Annotated in this window: 12 protein-coding genes; 1 reads left to right on the top strand and 11 read right to left on the bottom strand. The window is 48.5% G+C overall.

Going from position 1 to position 14,306, the window contains the following annotated elements; all coding sequences use genetic code 11:
- Nucleotides 1–167: 167 nt before the first annotated feature.
- The 7 genes from MKX74_RS11085 to MKX74_RS11055 all read right to left on the bottom strand — a co-directional run bounded on the left by MKX74_RS11085 (nt 168) and on the right by MKX74_RS11055 (nt 7,404).
- Entirely contained in the window at nt 168–1,682 is a 1,515-nt protein-coding gene (locus MKX74_RS11085; RefSeq protein WP_341178376.1) for a hypothetical protein, read from the bottom strand.
- 10 nt (nt 1,683–1,692) lie between these two features.
- Complete coding sequence (locus MKX74_RS11080) at nt 1,693–2,259, bottom strand: RNA polymerase sigma factor (protein WP_341178375.1); 567 nt, start codon at nt 2,257–2,259, stop codon at nt 1,693–1,695.
- Between the two features lie 197 nt (nt 2,260–2,456).
- Nucleotides 2,457–3,530, bottom strand: a complete 1,074-nt coding sequence (locus MKX74_RS11075) for a site-2 protease family protein (RefSeq protein ID WP_341178374.1) — start codon at nt 3,528–3,530, stop codon at nt 2,457–2,459.
- 117 nt (nt 3,531–3,647) lie between these two features.
- On the bottom strand, nt 3,648–4,832 hold the full coding sequence (locus MKX74_RS11070; RefSeq protein ID WP_341178373.1) for a metal ABC transporter substrate-binding protein: 1,185 nt from the start codon (nt 4,830–4,832) through the stop codon (nt 3,648–3,650).
- Between the two features lie 148 nt (nt 4,833–4,980).
- Nucleotides 4,981–5,883: a metal ABC transporter permease gene (locus tag MKX74_RS11065; RefSeq protein WP_341178372.1), complete on the bottom strand. Its 903-nt coding sequence runs from the start codon at nt 5,881–5,883 to the stop codon at nt 4,981–4,983.
- Nucleotides 5,820–6,536 (bottom strand): metal ABC transporter ATP-binding protein, encoded by a 717-nt coding sequence (locus MKX74_RS11060; RefSeq protein ID WP_018883158.1) that lies wholly within the window; start codon nt 6,534–6,536, stop codon nt 5,820–5,822. Before MKX74_RS11060 ends, MKX74_RS11065 begins: the two co-directional genes overlap by 64 nt.
- A gap of 388 nt (nt 6,537–6,924) precedes the next feature.
- Entirely contained in the window at nt 6,925–7,404 is a 480-nt protein-coding gene (locus MKX74_RS11055) for a Fur family transcriptional regulator (protein WP_018883159.1), read from the bottom strand.
- Nucleotides 7,405–7,716: 312 nt separating this feature from the next.
- On the opposite strand from MKX74_RS11055, the gene MKX74_RS11050 reads away from it, so the two are divergent.
- A complete protein-coding gene (locus MKX74_RS11050) occupies nt 7,717–10,290 on the top strand; it encodes a glycosyl hydrolase (protein ID WP_341178371.1) in 2,574 nt (857 codons plus the stop codon).
- A 195-nt stretch (nt 10,291–10,485) separates the two neighbouring features.
- Here MKX74_RS11050 and MKX74_RS11045 read toward each other — a convergent pair whose 3' ends face one another.
- The 4 genes from MKX74_RS11045 to MKX74_RS11030 form a co-directional block, all read right to left on the bottom strand.
- Complete coding sequence (locus tag MKX74_RS11045) at nt 10,486–11,769, bottom strand: apiosidase-like domain-containing protein (protein ID WP_341178370.1); 1,284 nt, start codon at nt 11,767–11,769, stop codon at nt 10,486–10,488.
- Between the two features lie 220 nt (nt 11,770–11,989).
- Nucleotides 11,990–13,297 carry a PTS sugar transporter subunit IIC gene (locus tag MKX74_RS11040; RefSeq protein ID WP_018883163.1) on the bottom strand — a complete coding sequence of 436 codons (1,308 nt, stop codon included), beginning with the start codon at nt 13,295–13,297 and terminating at the stop codon, nt 11,990–11,992.
- 125 nt (nt 13,298–13,422) lie between these two features.
- Nucleotides 13,423–13,731: a PTS sugar transporter subunit IIB gene (locus MKX74_RS11035; RefSeq protein WP_341178369.1), complete on the bottom strand. Its 309-nt coding sequence runs from the start codon at nt 13,729–13,731 to the stop codon at nt 13,423–13,425.
- 23 nt (nt 13,732–13,754) lie between these two features.
- The gene (locus MKX74_RS11030) at nt 13,755–14,102 is read right to left on the bottom strand and encodes a PTS lactose/cellobiose transporter subunit IIA (RefSeq protein WP_018883165.1); all 348 of its coding nucleotides are present in this window, start codon (nt 14,100–14,102) and stop codon (nt 13,755–13,757) included.
- Between the last annotated feature and the right edge of the window lie 204 nt (nt 14,103–14,306).

Here is a 14,306-nt window from a genome sequence, read left to right as displayed (position 1 = left end):
CTGAACGAAGAGCTTGAACGTGGAAATCGAGCTATCTTTAAGCCCTTGTGACTGACCTCGCTAAATAAATGAATATGCCCACCATCTATCTAGAGGCAAATTGACTCTAATATAGATGATGGGCTACTTATTGTTATATCAGGCTGTTCAGGAATGAACTCTGATCATCAATCTTGCATATCCAGCTTCTCAAGCCTCAGCTTCATCGACTGACCGACAGCAATCTGCTTCCGCTCACCGATCAGTTCTATCTGATACGCAGGCTGCTGCTGTGCCATGAGAGAGACCTCGTATTCCTCTTGCCCCTCCTTCGCCCAGAGCTCTCCCCTGCGATATCCCTCCTGTTCAATATATAGCCGCTGATACAGCTGCTCGTCCTTCAATACCTCGGCTACATAGGATGGTATGCTGAAGCGCACGTTCTGGAGCTGGTCTGCTTGCTGTAGAATGTCCAGGTCCAAGAATCCATCCGCATAGCTCGCTCCGGTAATCGCCAGTTCTTGGCCATTCATGGTGACCCTAGAAGGCCAGGACTGATCCATAGACAGCTCCAAGCCGCGACGTTCGCTGATCAACAACTCGTCCACTTGCAGCTTCAGCTCCCTAACCTTCGGATTAAAATAGGGAGAGGAAGTAAATACAAGCCGGATTGTACCTGATCCATTACGTCCTTCTTGCTCATACAGCGGAAAGTAAGTATCCAGCGGATATTCCTTTCCCTGATCATCTATGAGATGAATTGCCGGATCGGAATGACTGGTATCGAGAATGAAGCCTTCCTGGTCATCCAACGCCAGATCCACATACGTATTCAGGGGTGTCATCGTGACCTTGTTTACCGCTAAGGAGCTCACACCATCAATACCATCTAGCTTCAAGCTTTCGTTCATGGTGAATGTCCGGTCCGGCTGCCACTTAGACTTATCGAACTGTACGCTGAGCTCATGCTTTTCTGGCAAGTGGCTGCTGTAATCTGGACCTGATTGAATATAGAAGGCGAACCTTAATTCATGTGGAGCCGCCGCAAGGAAAGCTGCTACCTCCGCTGGTGTAACCTCCGTCTCTGAGGTGATGACCATGACTGGCTCACGGCGATCCTCAATCGTGACATGCACTATACCGTTACCGATTCCCGGGAAATCCAGACTTGCTGCGTGATAGCTCACTTGGGCGGGATCGACTCCACGGGTACCATCCGGATAAGTAATCAGATGTCGCTGTAGCTCATCCGAACTGATGAATACCTTATAATAGAGCCTCTCGCTCGTCAGGTACACATCACCGATCCCAACCTTGACGTCACCGAACTGCTCCATAACTGGCGTTGAAGGCTGGTATCCGTGCTGTTGCGCATTGTCGACGCCATCCAAGCCTCGCTGTGAGCTCAACCATTCGGAAGCGGCAGTGAAGCCGGGGATATGATTCATTACACTCGCGAAGGCTGGCGAGAACTGTGCGGTTAGCAGACTGAGTGTGACTGCCCCGACAATGCCTGCTGTCAATCCTGCATATAGCATTCTGCCACGATCTCGGGATCGTCTGTGAGTCACGGAATGATTAACCGAAGCATCCGAGCGGACAGCCTGCGTGCCGATATTCCGTGCAAATTGGTGAAGGGACTCCGGTGCGCTTATGGTAGCCAGAGATGCTTGCAGCTCTTCTCGTAGCATTTGATCCTCCATGGATGACTTCTTATACATTATAGATCACCTGCCTTTCATTAGAATTCTCATACTGCTGAAGCAGCTTCAACCTGGCTGTGTGAAGCCTAGATTTGACCGTCCCGGGCTTCAGCCTAAGGAGCTGTGCGATCTCGTTGATCGACATCTCCTCATAATAATGTAGAACGATAACGGTTCGATGACGAATGTCCAAGGACATCACCTGCTGCAGGAGATGGGCGTGCTTTTCCTTTTGCAGCAGAGCCTCCATCGGCTGAGCCTGTTCGTCTGGTGGGTCCGTACCCTCAAGGTGATCTGTCCGTTGGACTTGCTTAGCCCTCACTCTCGCGAGATCCAGTGCCCGTGAAGCTACGAGCTGCTTGAACCAAGCGCCGAAATTGCGAATTTCCTTTCCTAGCATGATGGATCGATAGGCCTCCAGCATACTATTCTGCAGCGCATCCTCCGCCAGGTGCGTCGAATGCAGAATAACAACTGCCGTACTATATGCCCGATCGAGATGAGGCTTGACTAGCTCGTAAAATGCATCCTTGTCGCCATGTCGACACTTCAGCAGCCACTGCTGTTCATTGTGCATGTTGTGATCACATCCTAAGTCTATGTCTTTATGATATAGGCGAAATGAAGCTCACATCGGTTCATTTTTTTGAGAATCTAACTAGCGATATATAACCATCAAGACATTATAACTCAGCCTATAGCAAGAATACGTCTGATACAAAAAAGGACGGCATTTGCCGTCCCATTGTCCTGAATCTAGTTATAGATGCTCTATCACGTTAAATTGCTATATTCGTGGGTAAGGTACATCATTCCTGCAAGGAAAGCTGCGAGTACTACATACCCGATTCCGAATTTCCAACGCGTAGCGGCAGGCACCTCGTAGTAGGCATCGTTCTCATAGAGAGTGGAATCCACCTGACAGTGCACACGCAAATACATGACATCGTCCTTCGGAACCTGCTCTATGCTGGTCGTATAGACCTGTTTCACAATGCCCTGTTGCTTGAGAGGAATCGTGCCCTCAAGCTCCATACTATCCCACCGTAATTTGACGAATTGCTGCCCATCGAGGGTACTATATGTCGTCCAATCCAGCCCACGTCGATGATGTGGCCCAGGTAGCGGAAAGCCTTGATCCAGCAGGTGCTGAACCGGGATCAGGAAGCTGTCCTTATCCTCCAGATCAATCTCATTCTTCTCTTTCTTGATGTACTTCTTATATAAATCATAAGCAAAGAGAGCCCAAATGATAAAGAACAGGAAGGATTTCAAATAAATAATAACTACAAGTCCCCCAATAAGACCAATCAGCCATAACCAACGAGTTACTGCTGTAGCAATTCGCCCCCCATCCAGCGGGTGAATAGGCAGCAGATTGATCAGATTCAGAAAAAAGCCTACATAAGAAATCGCATAGAGCAACTGGTGATCCAGGATATGAGCGAGAGCAAAAACAGCCATAGCCCCTACCGTTCCCCAGAGCGGACCGCCAAAAGCCATATAAGCTTCAGTGGCAGCATCACGGGGATGACGCCGCATATTAATCAGCGCCCCTACGAATGGAATAAATACCGGTGCTGATACCGGAAGTCCTTTACGCTTGGCTGCAATGACATGCCCCAGTTCATGTATGAACAGCAGCAGTACAAAGCCAGCTGCAAAGCCCCAGGGATACAACAAAGCATACGCTCCGATCGAGGCTGCCATGGATACCAGAGCTCCGCCGAATTTACCCAGCTTGAACAGCGCGAGTAGAGACTTCCCTTTAGCTAGGATAAATACAGCAAGCGCGCCAAGCTGAAGCCATGTCGAGCCTGTCTTCCTTGTTTCCTGCTTCAAGTCCATCACATTCCTTTCCCGGGTGTAACCAATTATTGCTATCTGATTATTAAAACCCAGGAAAAGTATCCATGTCAAATGCTGTGAAATATGGCTACGCGAGCTTCACAAATAACACACGGTTTAAGCCTCGTTAAGTGCGCGTACCAAAGCCTGCAAATTATCCTTCATAATCGAGAGGTAATCACGATTATTCTGCTCATCCTCAGCTGTCAGCCCTTCAAGTGGATTTAGCACATCGGTCTTGGCCCCCACCTCATCAGCAATCGTCTGTGCAATCTTCGGATCTACCAGCGTCTCGAAGAAGATCGTCTTCACCTGATGCTCTCGCGCAAAGCTTACAACCTCGGCCATCTGACCCGGGGAAGGCTCTTGCTCCGGAGACAGACCAGAGATCGGCACCTGCACCAATCCGTACTGTTGAGCCAGATAAGCAAAGGCAGCATGCTGAGTTACAAATTCCTTCCGCTTGGCCTGCTGGAGCTGGGCGCTAAACTCTTTATCGAGCTCCTGCAGCTTGGCTACATAGGCAGCCGCATTCTTCTCAAAGTCTGCTTGATGAGCCGGGTCCTTGCTGATCAGTCCATCGCGGATAGCCTCTACCTGCTTTTGGGCCAGGGCTGGACTTAGCCATACATGCGGATCAAGGGCATAATCATGATGATGGCCTTCTGCCCCGTGCTCATGATCGTGGCCGTGCTCTTCTTCACCTTCAGATGCATGATCATGGGCTTCAGTCGCTGCTGCTTCAGCTCCGTGATCATGCCCATGCTCTGCCGCATCATGTGAAGTCTCTGCCTCGTGATCATGGTCATGAGTATGCTCTGCTGTAGACTCCGCACTATGCTCATGATCGTGCGCGTCACTTCCCTCGCCCTCATGATCATGCTCTTCTCCTTCTGTACCTTCCATCAATTGCAGTCCATGGCTCGCCTCCACGACAACACGCTTATCGTTCGCTGTGCTCTCCAGTGCCTGCTCAGCCCAGCCTTCCACAATACCGTTATATACGAATACATCAGCCTCCTGAATCTTCGCCATCTCCTTGGCACTTGGCTCCCAATCATGCGGCTCCGTACCGCTCGGAACGAGCATCGTTACGTCAGCGTGCTCTCCAGCTACCTGCCTTGTAAATTCATACATCGGGTAGAAGGTCGTGACGACCTTAATTACAGCAGTATCCTTGCCTGCATTTCCGGCTTCTGGTGTGTCACCACTCGTCGTACCGGCGGTATTAGAACCGCAGCCTGTCAGGATTAATGCTGCACCCCCCGCGGTAATGAATGATTTTTTCAACCATGAGTTCATAATTCGATCTCCTTTGCGTTATATATAGACTTTCTTCACCAGCAACTTGACCAGATAAAATATAGTGTAAAGCCGCTGTACTTTAACGGTTACGCTTCTCAGACCATTCAACCAGAATTCGATCTGGAGAGCGTGGTCACTTCGAGCATTAACGCTCTGCCGTTTCACGAACCTCCTGTGTACGAGCAGATACATATGCCCGGATAGGTCCGGCTTCTGGTACCGACTTACTAGTGAGACTCTTGCTGAGCATCCGAATCAGCTTCTTGACCGAAATGCCCGTAATCAGAAAGAGCAGCAGCACGAAAGCAATCGTACCTCCTGGTGGTGTACTGAACTCATAGGATGCCGTCAGTCCAGTGAAGACACCTGACAGCCCAATAATCATGGCAATGACTAATGCCGACTGAAAGCCTGGGGCAATACGGATCGCAAGGGCCGCAGGCAGGACAATCAGCGCAGATACCAGCAATACACCAACAATTGGCATGGCTGCGGCCACAATCATCCCGGTAAGCACACTGAAGCTATAAGAGATAAGATTTACAGGCAGCCCACTGGTTCTAGCGGTCTCCTCATCGAAGGTGATCAGATAGAGCGGTCTGCGGAACACAAAGAAGTACAGCCCTCCAACGACAGCGACGAACAACATCAGGAACAGCTCCGTGCTGTTAACGGCTACGACCGAGCCGAATAGATAGGAGGAGAAGCTTTTACTAATCTTCTGATCCAGACTCATGATAATGACAGCCGATGATAGTCCACCTACCATAATAATGGCGATGGATATCTCACTGTAGGCTTTATAGAATTTCCGTACAAATTCGACTATGAACGCCCCTAGCACCGCGATTAGAAATCCACTGATGGTAGGATTCATTTGCAAATACGCTCCACCAGCAATCCCTGCTAGCGATACATGCGAGAGCATATCCGCCATAAGCGCCTGACGCCGCAGCATCAGATACACACCAAGCACTGAGGCTACTAGTGCAATGAGCCCACCGGCGTAAAATGCCCTCTGCATGAAGTCGTAGTGCAGCATTTCCATCCTCCATCCTCCTTTCGCTCCAGCTCGATTAGCCGATCAATATATGGCTCTACCTCAGACAGTCCATGAGTCACCATCACCACAGTCCGTCCGTGCTCCTTGACCTGATGATCAAGCAGCTCATAAAAGCCTTCTCGACTCGCCTGATCCATGCCTGTTGTCGGCTCATCCAGCACAAGTAGATCCGGCTCCTGAGCCAGCGCCCGTGCAATGCAAATCCGCTGCTTCTGTCCCCCGGACAGCTCGCCAATTTTACGTTGACGCAGCTCCCACATGCCTACTTGTCGCAATGCAGCTTCAGTCAGTTGCTCATCTCTGAGCTGAAGTCGCCGCAGCCACGAGCCCGTCGCATGCCGGCCTGAGCGTACGAATTCAAATACCGAGCTGGGGAAGCCGCTGTTGAATGCGGCAATCTGCTGTGGGACATAACCAATAACCAGCTTCTGTCCTTCCTTATTCTTCGTGGTCAGATATACATTGCCGCTCCATGGCTTCAACAGACCAAGCATCAGCTTCAGCAGCGTAGACTTTGAGGCTCCGTTCGGCCCGGTGACAGCAACCATCTCACCACTATGTATCTCTAGCGTAGCCTGCTCCAGTGACGGCACATCATCATAGCCAAAGACTACATTTTCCAAAGAAGCTATTACCATGATACGTCCCTCCTGTCTCTATACGATTTGTCCTGCGCTACGCATTGAAGACTCCTCGTATCTCGCATCCAATCTATTAATTATGTAATTATTACGATTAAACAAACTCAAAAAAATAAATGCCTTCCCAATAATGGCAAAGTGCATTTCTAAAAACGTAATTATTACTAATAGAGCATATCAGCTTTTAACTTTCAGGTCAACACTCATAGAAAAAGAGCGGCCACGATCCGCTCCTCCTCTATTCGTACCCTATTCACATCTCACATGTTTAAATGCCGTTATCTCGTTGCTAGCTGCAGTTGTGTACACAGCTGGAGCCTAAATTGCCTAGTTCTTTGCTTTGGAGAAATATCGACTCTGGACATATCAGAGCTATGAACTAATGTCAGGATTGAACCGGTGCTTGCTGACATTCCTCACATACCCCGTATACCTCGAACCGATGGTTCACAATCTTGAAGGAGCCTGGCAGCTTGAGCGCTTGCTCCATCGGACAGTAATCGAAAGTAAGGGTCTTCTCACAGTTCACACAAATCAGATGGTGATGGTGATGCTCCGTGCAGCTGGCCCGGAATTTCAGACCGCCGTCCATAAAATAAAACTGCTCCAATGCGCCCATCTCGCTGAGCAGTCGCAAATTACGATATACCGTATCAAAGCTTACATTAGGATAAGGAACCGTCATCTGTTCATATACGTCCTTGGGCGACAGGTAGCCTTCCGCCTTCACGAAGATATCTGCAAGCTTGCGGCGCTGCTCTGTAATCCGCCACCCATGCTGGACCATGACATCAATGATATCCTCCACCGTCGGCTTATGACTATGATGTCCACCCTGTGTGGATTGATGGTTGGCCTTTGTCATGATGATCGTCCTTTCTTTACCCGAAATTCACAACCGGAGCTATGCCGTATCTGTCACGGGAAGCCCTGAAATCCAGACTTTGACCGGAACGCCCGGGATAAGTGACAAAATTGATGCTACTATTATTTTAACAGTAAAATCGACTTTTCGCCATCTATCCCCTTCTTTCAGCTCGTCTCCGATGCGATAAACTTTTCAATGTCGACATATTTACAAAATTTGGTATACATGCTATCTTTACTATGAAAGCGCCACCATGAGCTGAAGATGCATAATTATTTTTCATATTTTACATGGAAAGGGACGATGTAAATGAAAAATGTGCTCACGAAGGCAAGCTTGATGATGCTGGCATTAACGATGTTGATTGGATTACTTACAGCCCCCGCTCATGCGGACGCCCCACTGTTCACTATCGAGAGTGAAAATGCTGAACTTACCCCTGATCTTCAAGTCGTTACTCAAATTTACGGACAACCCAAGCCAGGCTATACAGGTAACGGATTTGTCTGGATGCAGAATTCCGGCACAATAACCTTCAAAGTCACGGTCCCTGAAACCGGCATGTATTCGATCTCCACCCGTTATATGCAGGAGCTTAGTGCTGATGGAAGACTTCAATATCTAACGGTTAATGGCGTTACCAAAGGCTCGTATATGCTGCCCTACACAACTTCGTGGTCAAACTATGATTTTGGCTTTCACAAGCTGAATCAAGGAAGCAACACCATCCAACTGAAGGCGGGCTGGGGCTTCGCCTATTTTGACAGCTTCACTGTGGATTACGCCGAGCTGGACCCCCTGATTGTGCAGCCTGTCCTCACTGATCCCCAGGCCACACCAGAAACTCAGCTGCTGATGAATTATCTAACAGAAGTATATGGCAAGCATATTATCTCGGGTCAGCAGGAGATTTATGGAGGCGGAAATGACGGTGATTCGGAGCTGGAGTTCGAGTGGATCTACAATTTGACCGGCAAGTACCCCGCTATCCGCGGCTTCGATCTGATGAACTACAATCCATTGTATGGCTGGGAGGATGGCACAACGGATCGGATGATTGATTGGGTGAATAATCGCGGGGGCATCGCGACGGCCTCCTGGCATATCAATGTGCCGCGGGATTTCAATGCTTATGAGCTCGGAGAGTTTGTCGATTGGAAGGAAGCCACCTACAAGCCAACCGAGACCAATTTTAATACAGCCAATGCCGTAATTCCCGGAACAAAGGAATATGAATATGTGATGATGACCATTGAGGATCTGGCAGAGCAGCTGCAAATTCTGCAGGATAACGATGTGCCAGTGATTTTCCGTCCATATCATGAGGCTGAGGGTAACGGCGGTTTGAACGGAGAGGGCGCATGGTTCTGGTGGGCTTCGGCAGGCGCAGACGTCTACAAGCAGCTATGGGATCTAATTTATACGGAGCTTACCGAGACGTACGACCTGCACAATCTGATCTGGACCTACAACAGCTACGTATATAGCACTTCTCCGGCATGGTATCCTGGCGACGATCAAGTGGACCTTGTCGGCTACGATAAGTACAATACGATCTACAACCGCTATGATGGATTATCTGGCGTGCCTAACGAGAATGCCATTACCTCGATCTTCTACCAGCTTGTTGATCTGACGGATGGCAAGAAATTGGTAGCCATGACGGAGAACGATACCGTTCCAAGTGTACAGAACCTGATAGAGGAGAAATCAGGCTGGCTCTACTTCTGTCCTTGGTATGGCGAGCATCTCATGAGTACAGCCTTCAATTATCCTGAGACCCTGACAACGCTGTATCAAAGCGATTATGTCATCACCTTGGATGAACTACCTGACTTGAAGGTTGACAATCCAACCCCAAGCGCCACCATTTCACCTACAAACGTCGAATTCGACAAAAATGCACCACAACCAAGCGATCAAGCGATCACTGTGAATTTCAACGATCACACGTTAACCGCTCTTCGGGTAGGCAACCAATCGTTGATCGCAGCTCAGGATTATATTTTGAACGGAAGCACTCTCCTGCTAACCAAAGAATTTCTGTCCGGGCTGCCAGCGGGCGAGCACTCGATCGTCTTTGATTTTAATCAAGGGCAGGACCCTGTGTTAAAGGTGAAAATCGTCGATTCTACACCGGGTGCCTCCATTTCACCTGTGAATGCAACATTCGATAAAGCAGCCAATCCGGGAGAGGATATATCCGTAGCCCTGACCTTGAACAGACAACAGCTGACAAGCCTAACGAGTGGATCTGTTACTCTTCAAGCGGGCGAGGATTACACCGCATCGGACACTACAGTCACTTTGCACACATCCTATCTTTCTACACTTCCCTTGGGCCAGCATGAGATAACCTTTCATTTTAATGGGGGAAATAGCGCTGTGCTTACAGTAACTGTTGTAGATACCACGATTACTGTACCAGAAGGCGACCTGACCATCCAGGCCTTCAACGGCAACACAAGTGCCTCCACCAATGGAATTGCGCCCAAATTCAAGGTGGTCAACACCGGCGATTCGGCGATTCAACTAAGTGATGTCACGCTTCGATATTACTATACGATTGACGGAGAACAAGAGCAGAGCTTCTGGTGCGACTGGGCCAGTATCGGTAGCGAGCATGTAACCAGTAAATTCGTTAAACTGGAGAATCCGGCTGACGGCGCCGATTACTATCTGGAGCTTGGCTTCACAAGTTCGGCTGGAACACTCGCTCCTGGCGAGAGCGCAGACATTCAAGCACGCTTCTCCAAGAACAACTGGTCCAACTACAACCAGGCCAATGATTACTCGTTCAAAGCATCCAGCAGTCAGTTCGCAGACAACGAACAGGTTACCGGGTATATGAACAATCAGTTGGTCTGGGGCATTGAGCCATAACATAAGGAGACCGCAAAAAAGGGTTGAGGCAGGGAATACTTCCTGCTCCAACCCTTTTTACATATTTACGTTTATAGTCTTATAGGATTGTAGGCTTATGGGTTTATGGTCTTATGGTCATTTTACGATCTGAAAAATATAAGAAAAAGGTGCTACCGTCTATTCACATCCAGTAAACTAACTTGAGATCGCTAGCTACGGCTTCTTAACGCCCAGCACAAGCACGTCTCCCTCAAAATCATGCATGCCCAGTACGGTCTTCTGATCCTGCAACGTTACAGCGGGCTTGGCAAAGCGTCTATTCTCCAGATCAATCATTGTTAGCTCGTAGCCCGACAGATCCGCATTCAATGTAACGACAGTGTTGATAGGGATATATACAGCTACTCGATCCACAGCAGGTGTCGCTGCCGCACGAATTTCTTGCGTGTTGTTAAGGACGACCTCCCAAGGCTGTACATCTACCAGCTGATAGGTCTCGAATACCCACTTGGCAAATCCATAGTCCCACGCCCCCTCGAACTTCAACGCTTGGCTCCATTCATACGGACTATCGAAGCCCTCTCCCGTCACACCGAAGCGCTTGCCTTTCTTATGCCAGCTCCATATGCCATGTGCTCCGTACGTAATACCTGCGCCCGCGCCTGACAACAGACTTTGCCATGCTACCTTGCGTACATCTGCCCGCTTGAAGCGACCATAGACTCTACGGCTGTACCCCATTTGCTCATAGCATGGCTCTGAGTTCAGAACAGGTCGTGTATGCGGCTTTTGGTTGAATTCCATGGCCAACTCATAGGCCTTATGCTGAAATTCAATGTTGTGACCCGACTGGTACATATAAAAATCCAGATTGGGATCTGTAGCAAAGGTGTCTGGTATGTCTCCCAATCTGCCCTGGATGTGAAGTGTAGTCAAGCAATGCGGGCTTCTCTCCTTCACAAGCCGTAGTGCCGTCTCATAATAAGCATTGGCTAGCTCTGATGGGAAATCCGTGTCCCCACTGACGATATATATGGGGTGAAAGCGTGAGAACTTGTCCGTTACATACTCTACGTAAGGCGCAACCGCATCCAGTGGCATTTTCTTCTCCTCACGTAATCGTGCAGCCCAGGTATCTGGTATATAATTACACCACAGCAGAACCAGCGCAGGTACGAATCCTTTATCGACAGCCATCTGCACCATCTGTTCGGCACGTTCAAAATAGCCTGTATTCAATGTGTAAAAATCAAAGCTACCATCCTCCAGCACAGGAAATGGCTTGTAATCCAGATCCGTACCACTCGCATCCCATTGCTGAAGCATATTCATCTGCAGGACGTTGAAGCCTTGACTCCGGCGATAATCCAGATATACGGCCCATTCCTCTAGCGAAATATTTGTAAAGGCACTCCACAGTGTATCCGCTAAGTAAAAGAAAGGCTGACCGCTCGACAGAAAATACCTTCGGTTGTCTGAAATGGTGAGCTGGTGCAACGTGATGCCCCCTTTCTGAACCTCAACCACACAATAGGTCAGGTTCACTTCGTTAAACGGGTGAAACTGTATTCCATTTCATTCATGCAGATTCCCATCTTCTTATGATATCTCCTGGATGTATCTGAATGAAAGTCTTCATTGTGTTCTGGGTTCTCGATCTGTTTTTCATGATTCATGATATAGACTCCCGATTCATTCCGAAATTCCGAGCACCGCATCAGGCATTGCTTAATGCTGCATTCGTCGCACCAGTCTGCGCTTCTGCTGATTTCTCTTTTTCAGCCGCCAGTTCCTTACCTAGCATTTGTTTATCCAGCATTTTGAAGAACGGATAGTAGATGAGCATGCACAATGGAATGAGCAGCAGTTGAATGACACCCAGCATCCAGCTTCCCTGTAGAACACCCACCACGAATACCGGAGTTCCAAAGACCGGAACAATACCGATTGCCTGTGGTAAAATGTTAGTTGCCATCAGAACATAACCAATGACTGCACAGATAATCGGTGACGCAATAAATGGAATCGCCAGAATAGGATTCATCACGATGGGAATACCGAACAGGATCGGCTCATGGATACCGAAAAATGAACCCGGAAAGCCCAGCTTACCAATCGTTCTAAGCTGCTTGCTCTTGGCGCGGAAAGCGAGCAGAAATGCCAGACCGATCATCGGGGCATAGTTGGCAAAAATGAACCAGAAAGCTTTTCCGATAATGTTGGGCAGAGGCTCCCCTGCTTCAAAAGCACTCAGGTTAGCCAGATCTAGACTCAGCCAGATCGGGTTCATAATAGCCAGAATAACAATAGCACCATGAATACCGAACATCCACAATCCCTGCATGACTAGCAGCACCAGAATCATGGCTGGCAATGTTCCGCCTAATCCCTGTAACGGAAGCTGTAGATAGGAATAGATCAAGCTGTGAACGGTTTCAAATGAGGTCTGCTTGAAGATACCAGCAATGATCATGAACAGAACGCTGATCAGAATGGCTGGAATCAGCCCTGAGAAGGTCTTTACCACCGTCGGTGGGACACCTTCGGGCATTTTAATAGTCCAGTTTTTGTCTAGAATCCAGATGTAGAGCCTTGACGCAATAATGGCTACAAACATCGCTACGAACAATCCTTGTGCTCCCAGCCATTGCAGCGGAAGAGCTCTTACGGAATCAAAGGACTGTACCGGTGTAAGAATTAAAAATGAGGCTAATGCCGTCGCTGCCGGGAGCAACGGGTCCTTATCAAAGTCCTGAGCCAGTCGATAAGCAATGAAGAAGACCGCATACAAGGATATGAGTCCCAGCGTCATCGTAGACGGAATCCCCAGTATACTCTTCACAGGGGCAATCAGATTCTGATAAGGCTCCCACGCCAAGGAAGTGAATAATGTAGAAAAGGCACCTATAATCAAAAAGGGCAGCGTGGACATGAGACCGTTCGAGATCGCGCTAATATATCGGTTGCGTTGAATACTCCCCGCGATTCTCTGTAGCTTGTGTGTAATTTGTGTTGTGTTTGACATTTCGTTCAACTCCTGATTAAGACTTATGTCAAATTATGAATTCAAGGGATATCCTCACTACTGGACATCTCCATTTTTCTACTGCCTTTGCATATCCTCCAACAGATTCAATGCAGCCTCCGGGCTTATCCCTCCAGCAGATTCAAGGCATCTACCAGCACCTTTTCCCCATTCATCATGCCGTAATCGACCGTATTAATCACTTGTATCTTAATACCTTTAGGCTCGTATTTCGTCTTGAAATCCTGCTCCAGGTAGCCAACCTGAGGTCCGATTAGCAGCACATCCGTCTTGTCAGCATATTCCTTGAAGGTGCTCTCGGATGTGGCTCTAATCTCAGCGGCGATCCCTTTCTCCGTGGCGGCTTTCACCATTTTCTGAACCAGCATACTTGTAGACATTCCCGCAGCACACACTAATGTAATTTGTTTCATGATCATATTCCTCCTCTGAATGGTTAGGATTGTGTATTGGTGTTCAATGTTGATGCTTCGTAGCGTTCCAGTCTGTTGTACAAATCCACAATATGTCCCGCCAGATCCTTGGTCGTAATAGCCGACATCAGATGATCCTGAGCATGCACCATCAAGAGTGTGACCTCATGGGCAGTCCCTCCTGCTTCCTGCTGAATCAGCTTGGTCTGTGATTTATGCGCCTTGACCAGCTCGCTCTTGCATTCCTCCAACAGTCCGAGTGCCAAGTCCCCATCCCCTCTCTGAGCAAGTTGGATGGCCTCCATTGCTTTACTCTTCGCAACACCTGCATTCGTGATCATTCCCATAATAATTTCCTGGTACTCTTCCATGTCCATTCACCTCTGCGTAAATACTATATCTATTGGTTATAGGCTTAGTGTAAAGCATAGCTTTCAGCAACTACACCCATTCATTTTCCTCTACTAGCGGAAATGCTTTCATTGTTGTCGTACCAGCATTGTAATCGCATTCAACAATAAGCTCTGAAGTCGCACACCAATCCGTATGGCGCAGATGATGCTGTGCAGAGCCGC

It is taken from the genome of Paenibacillus sp. FSL K6-1230 (assembly GCF_038002385.1).
Taxonomy (GTDB): Bacteria; Bacillota; Bacilli; order Paenibacillales; family Paenibacillaceae; genus Paenibacillus; species Paenibacillus massiliensis.
The sequence above is the reverse complement of the archived record's forward strand: the minus strand, read 5'-3'. Positions and strand labels throughout refer to the sequence as shown.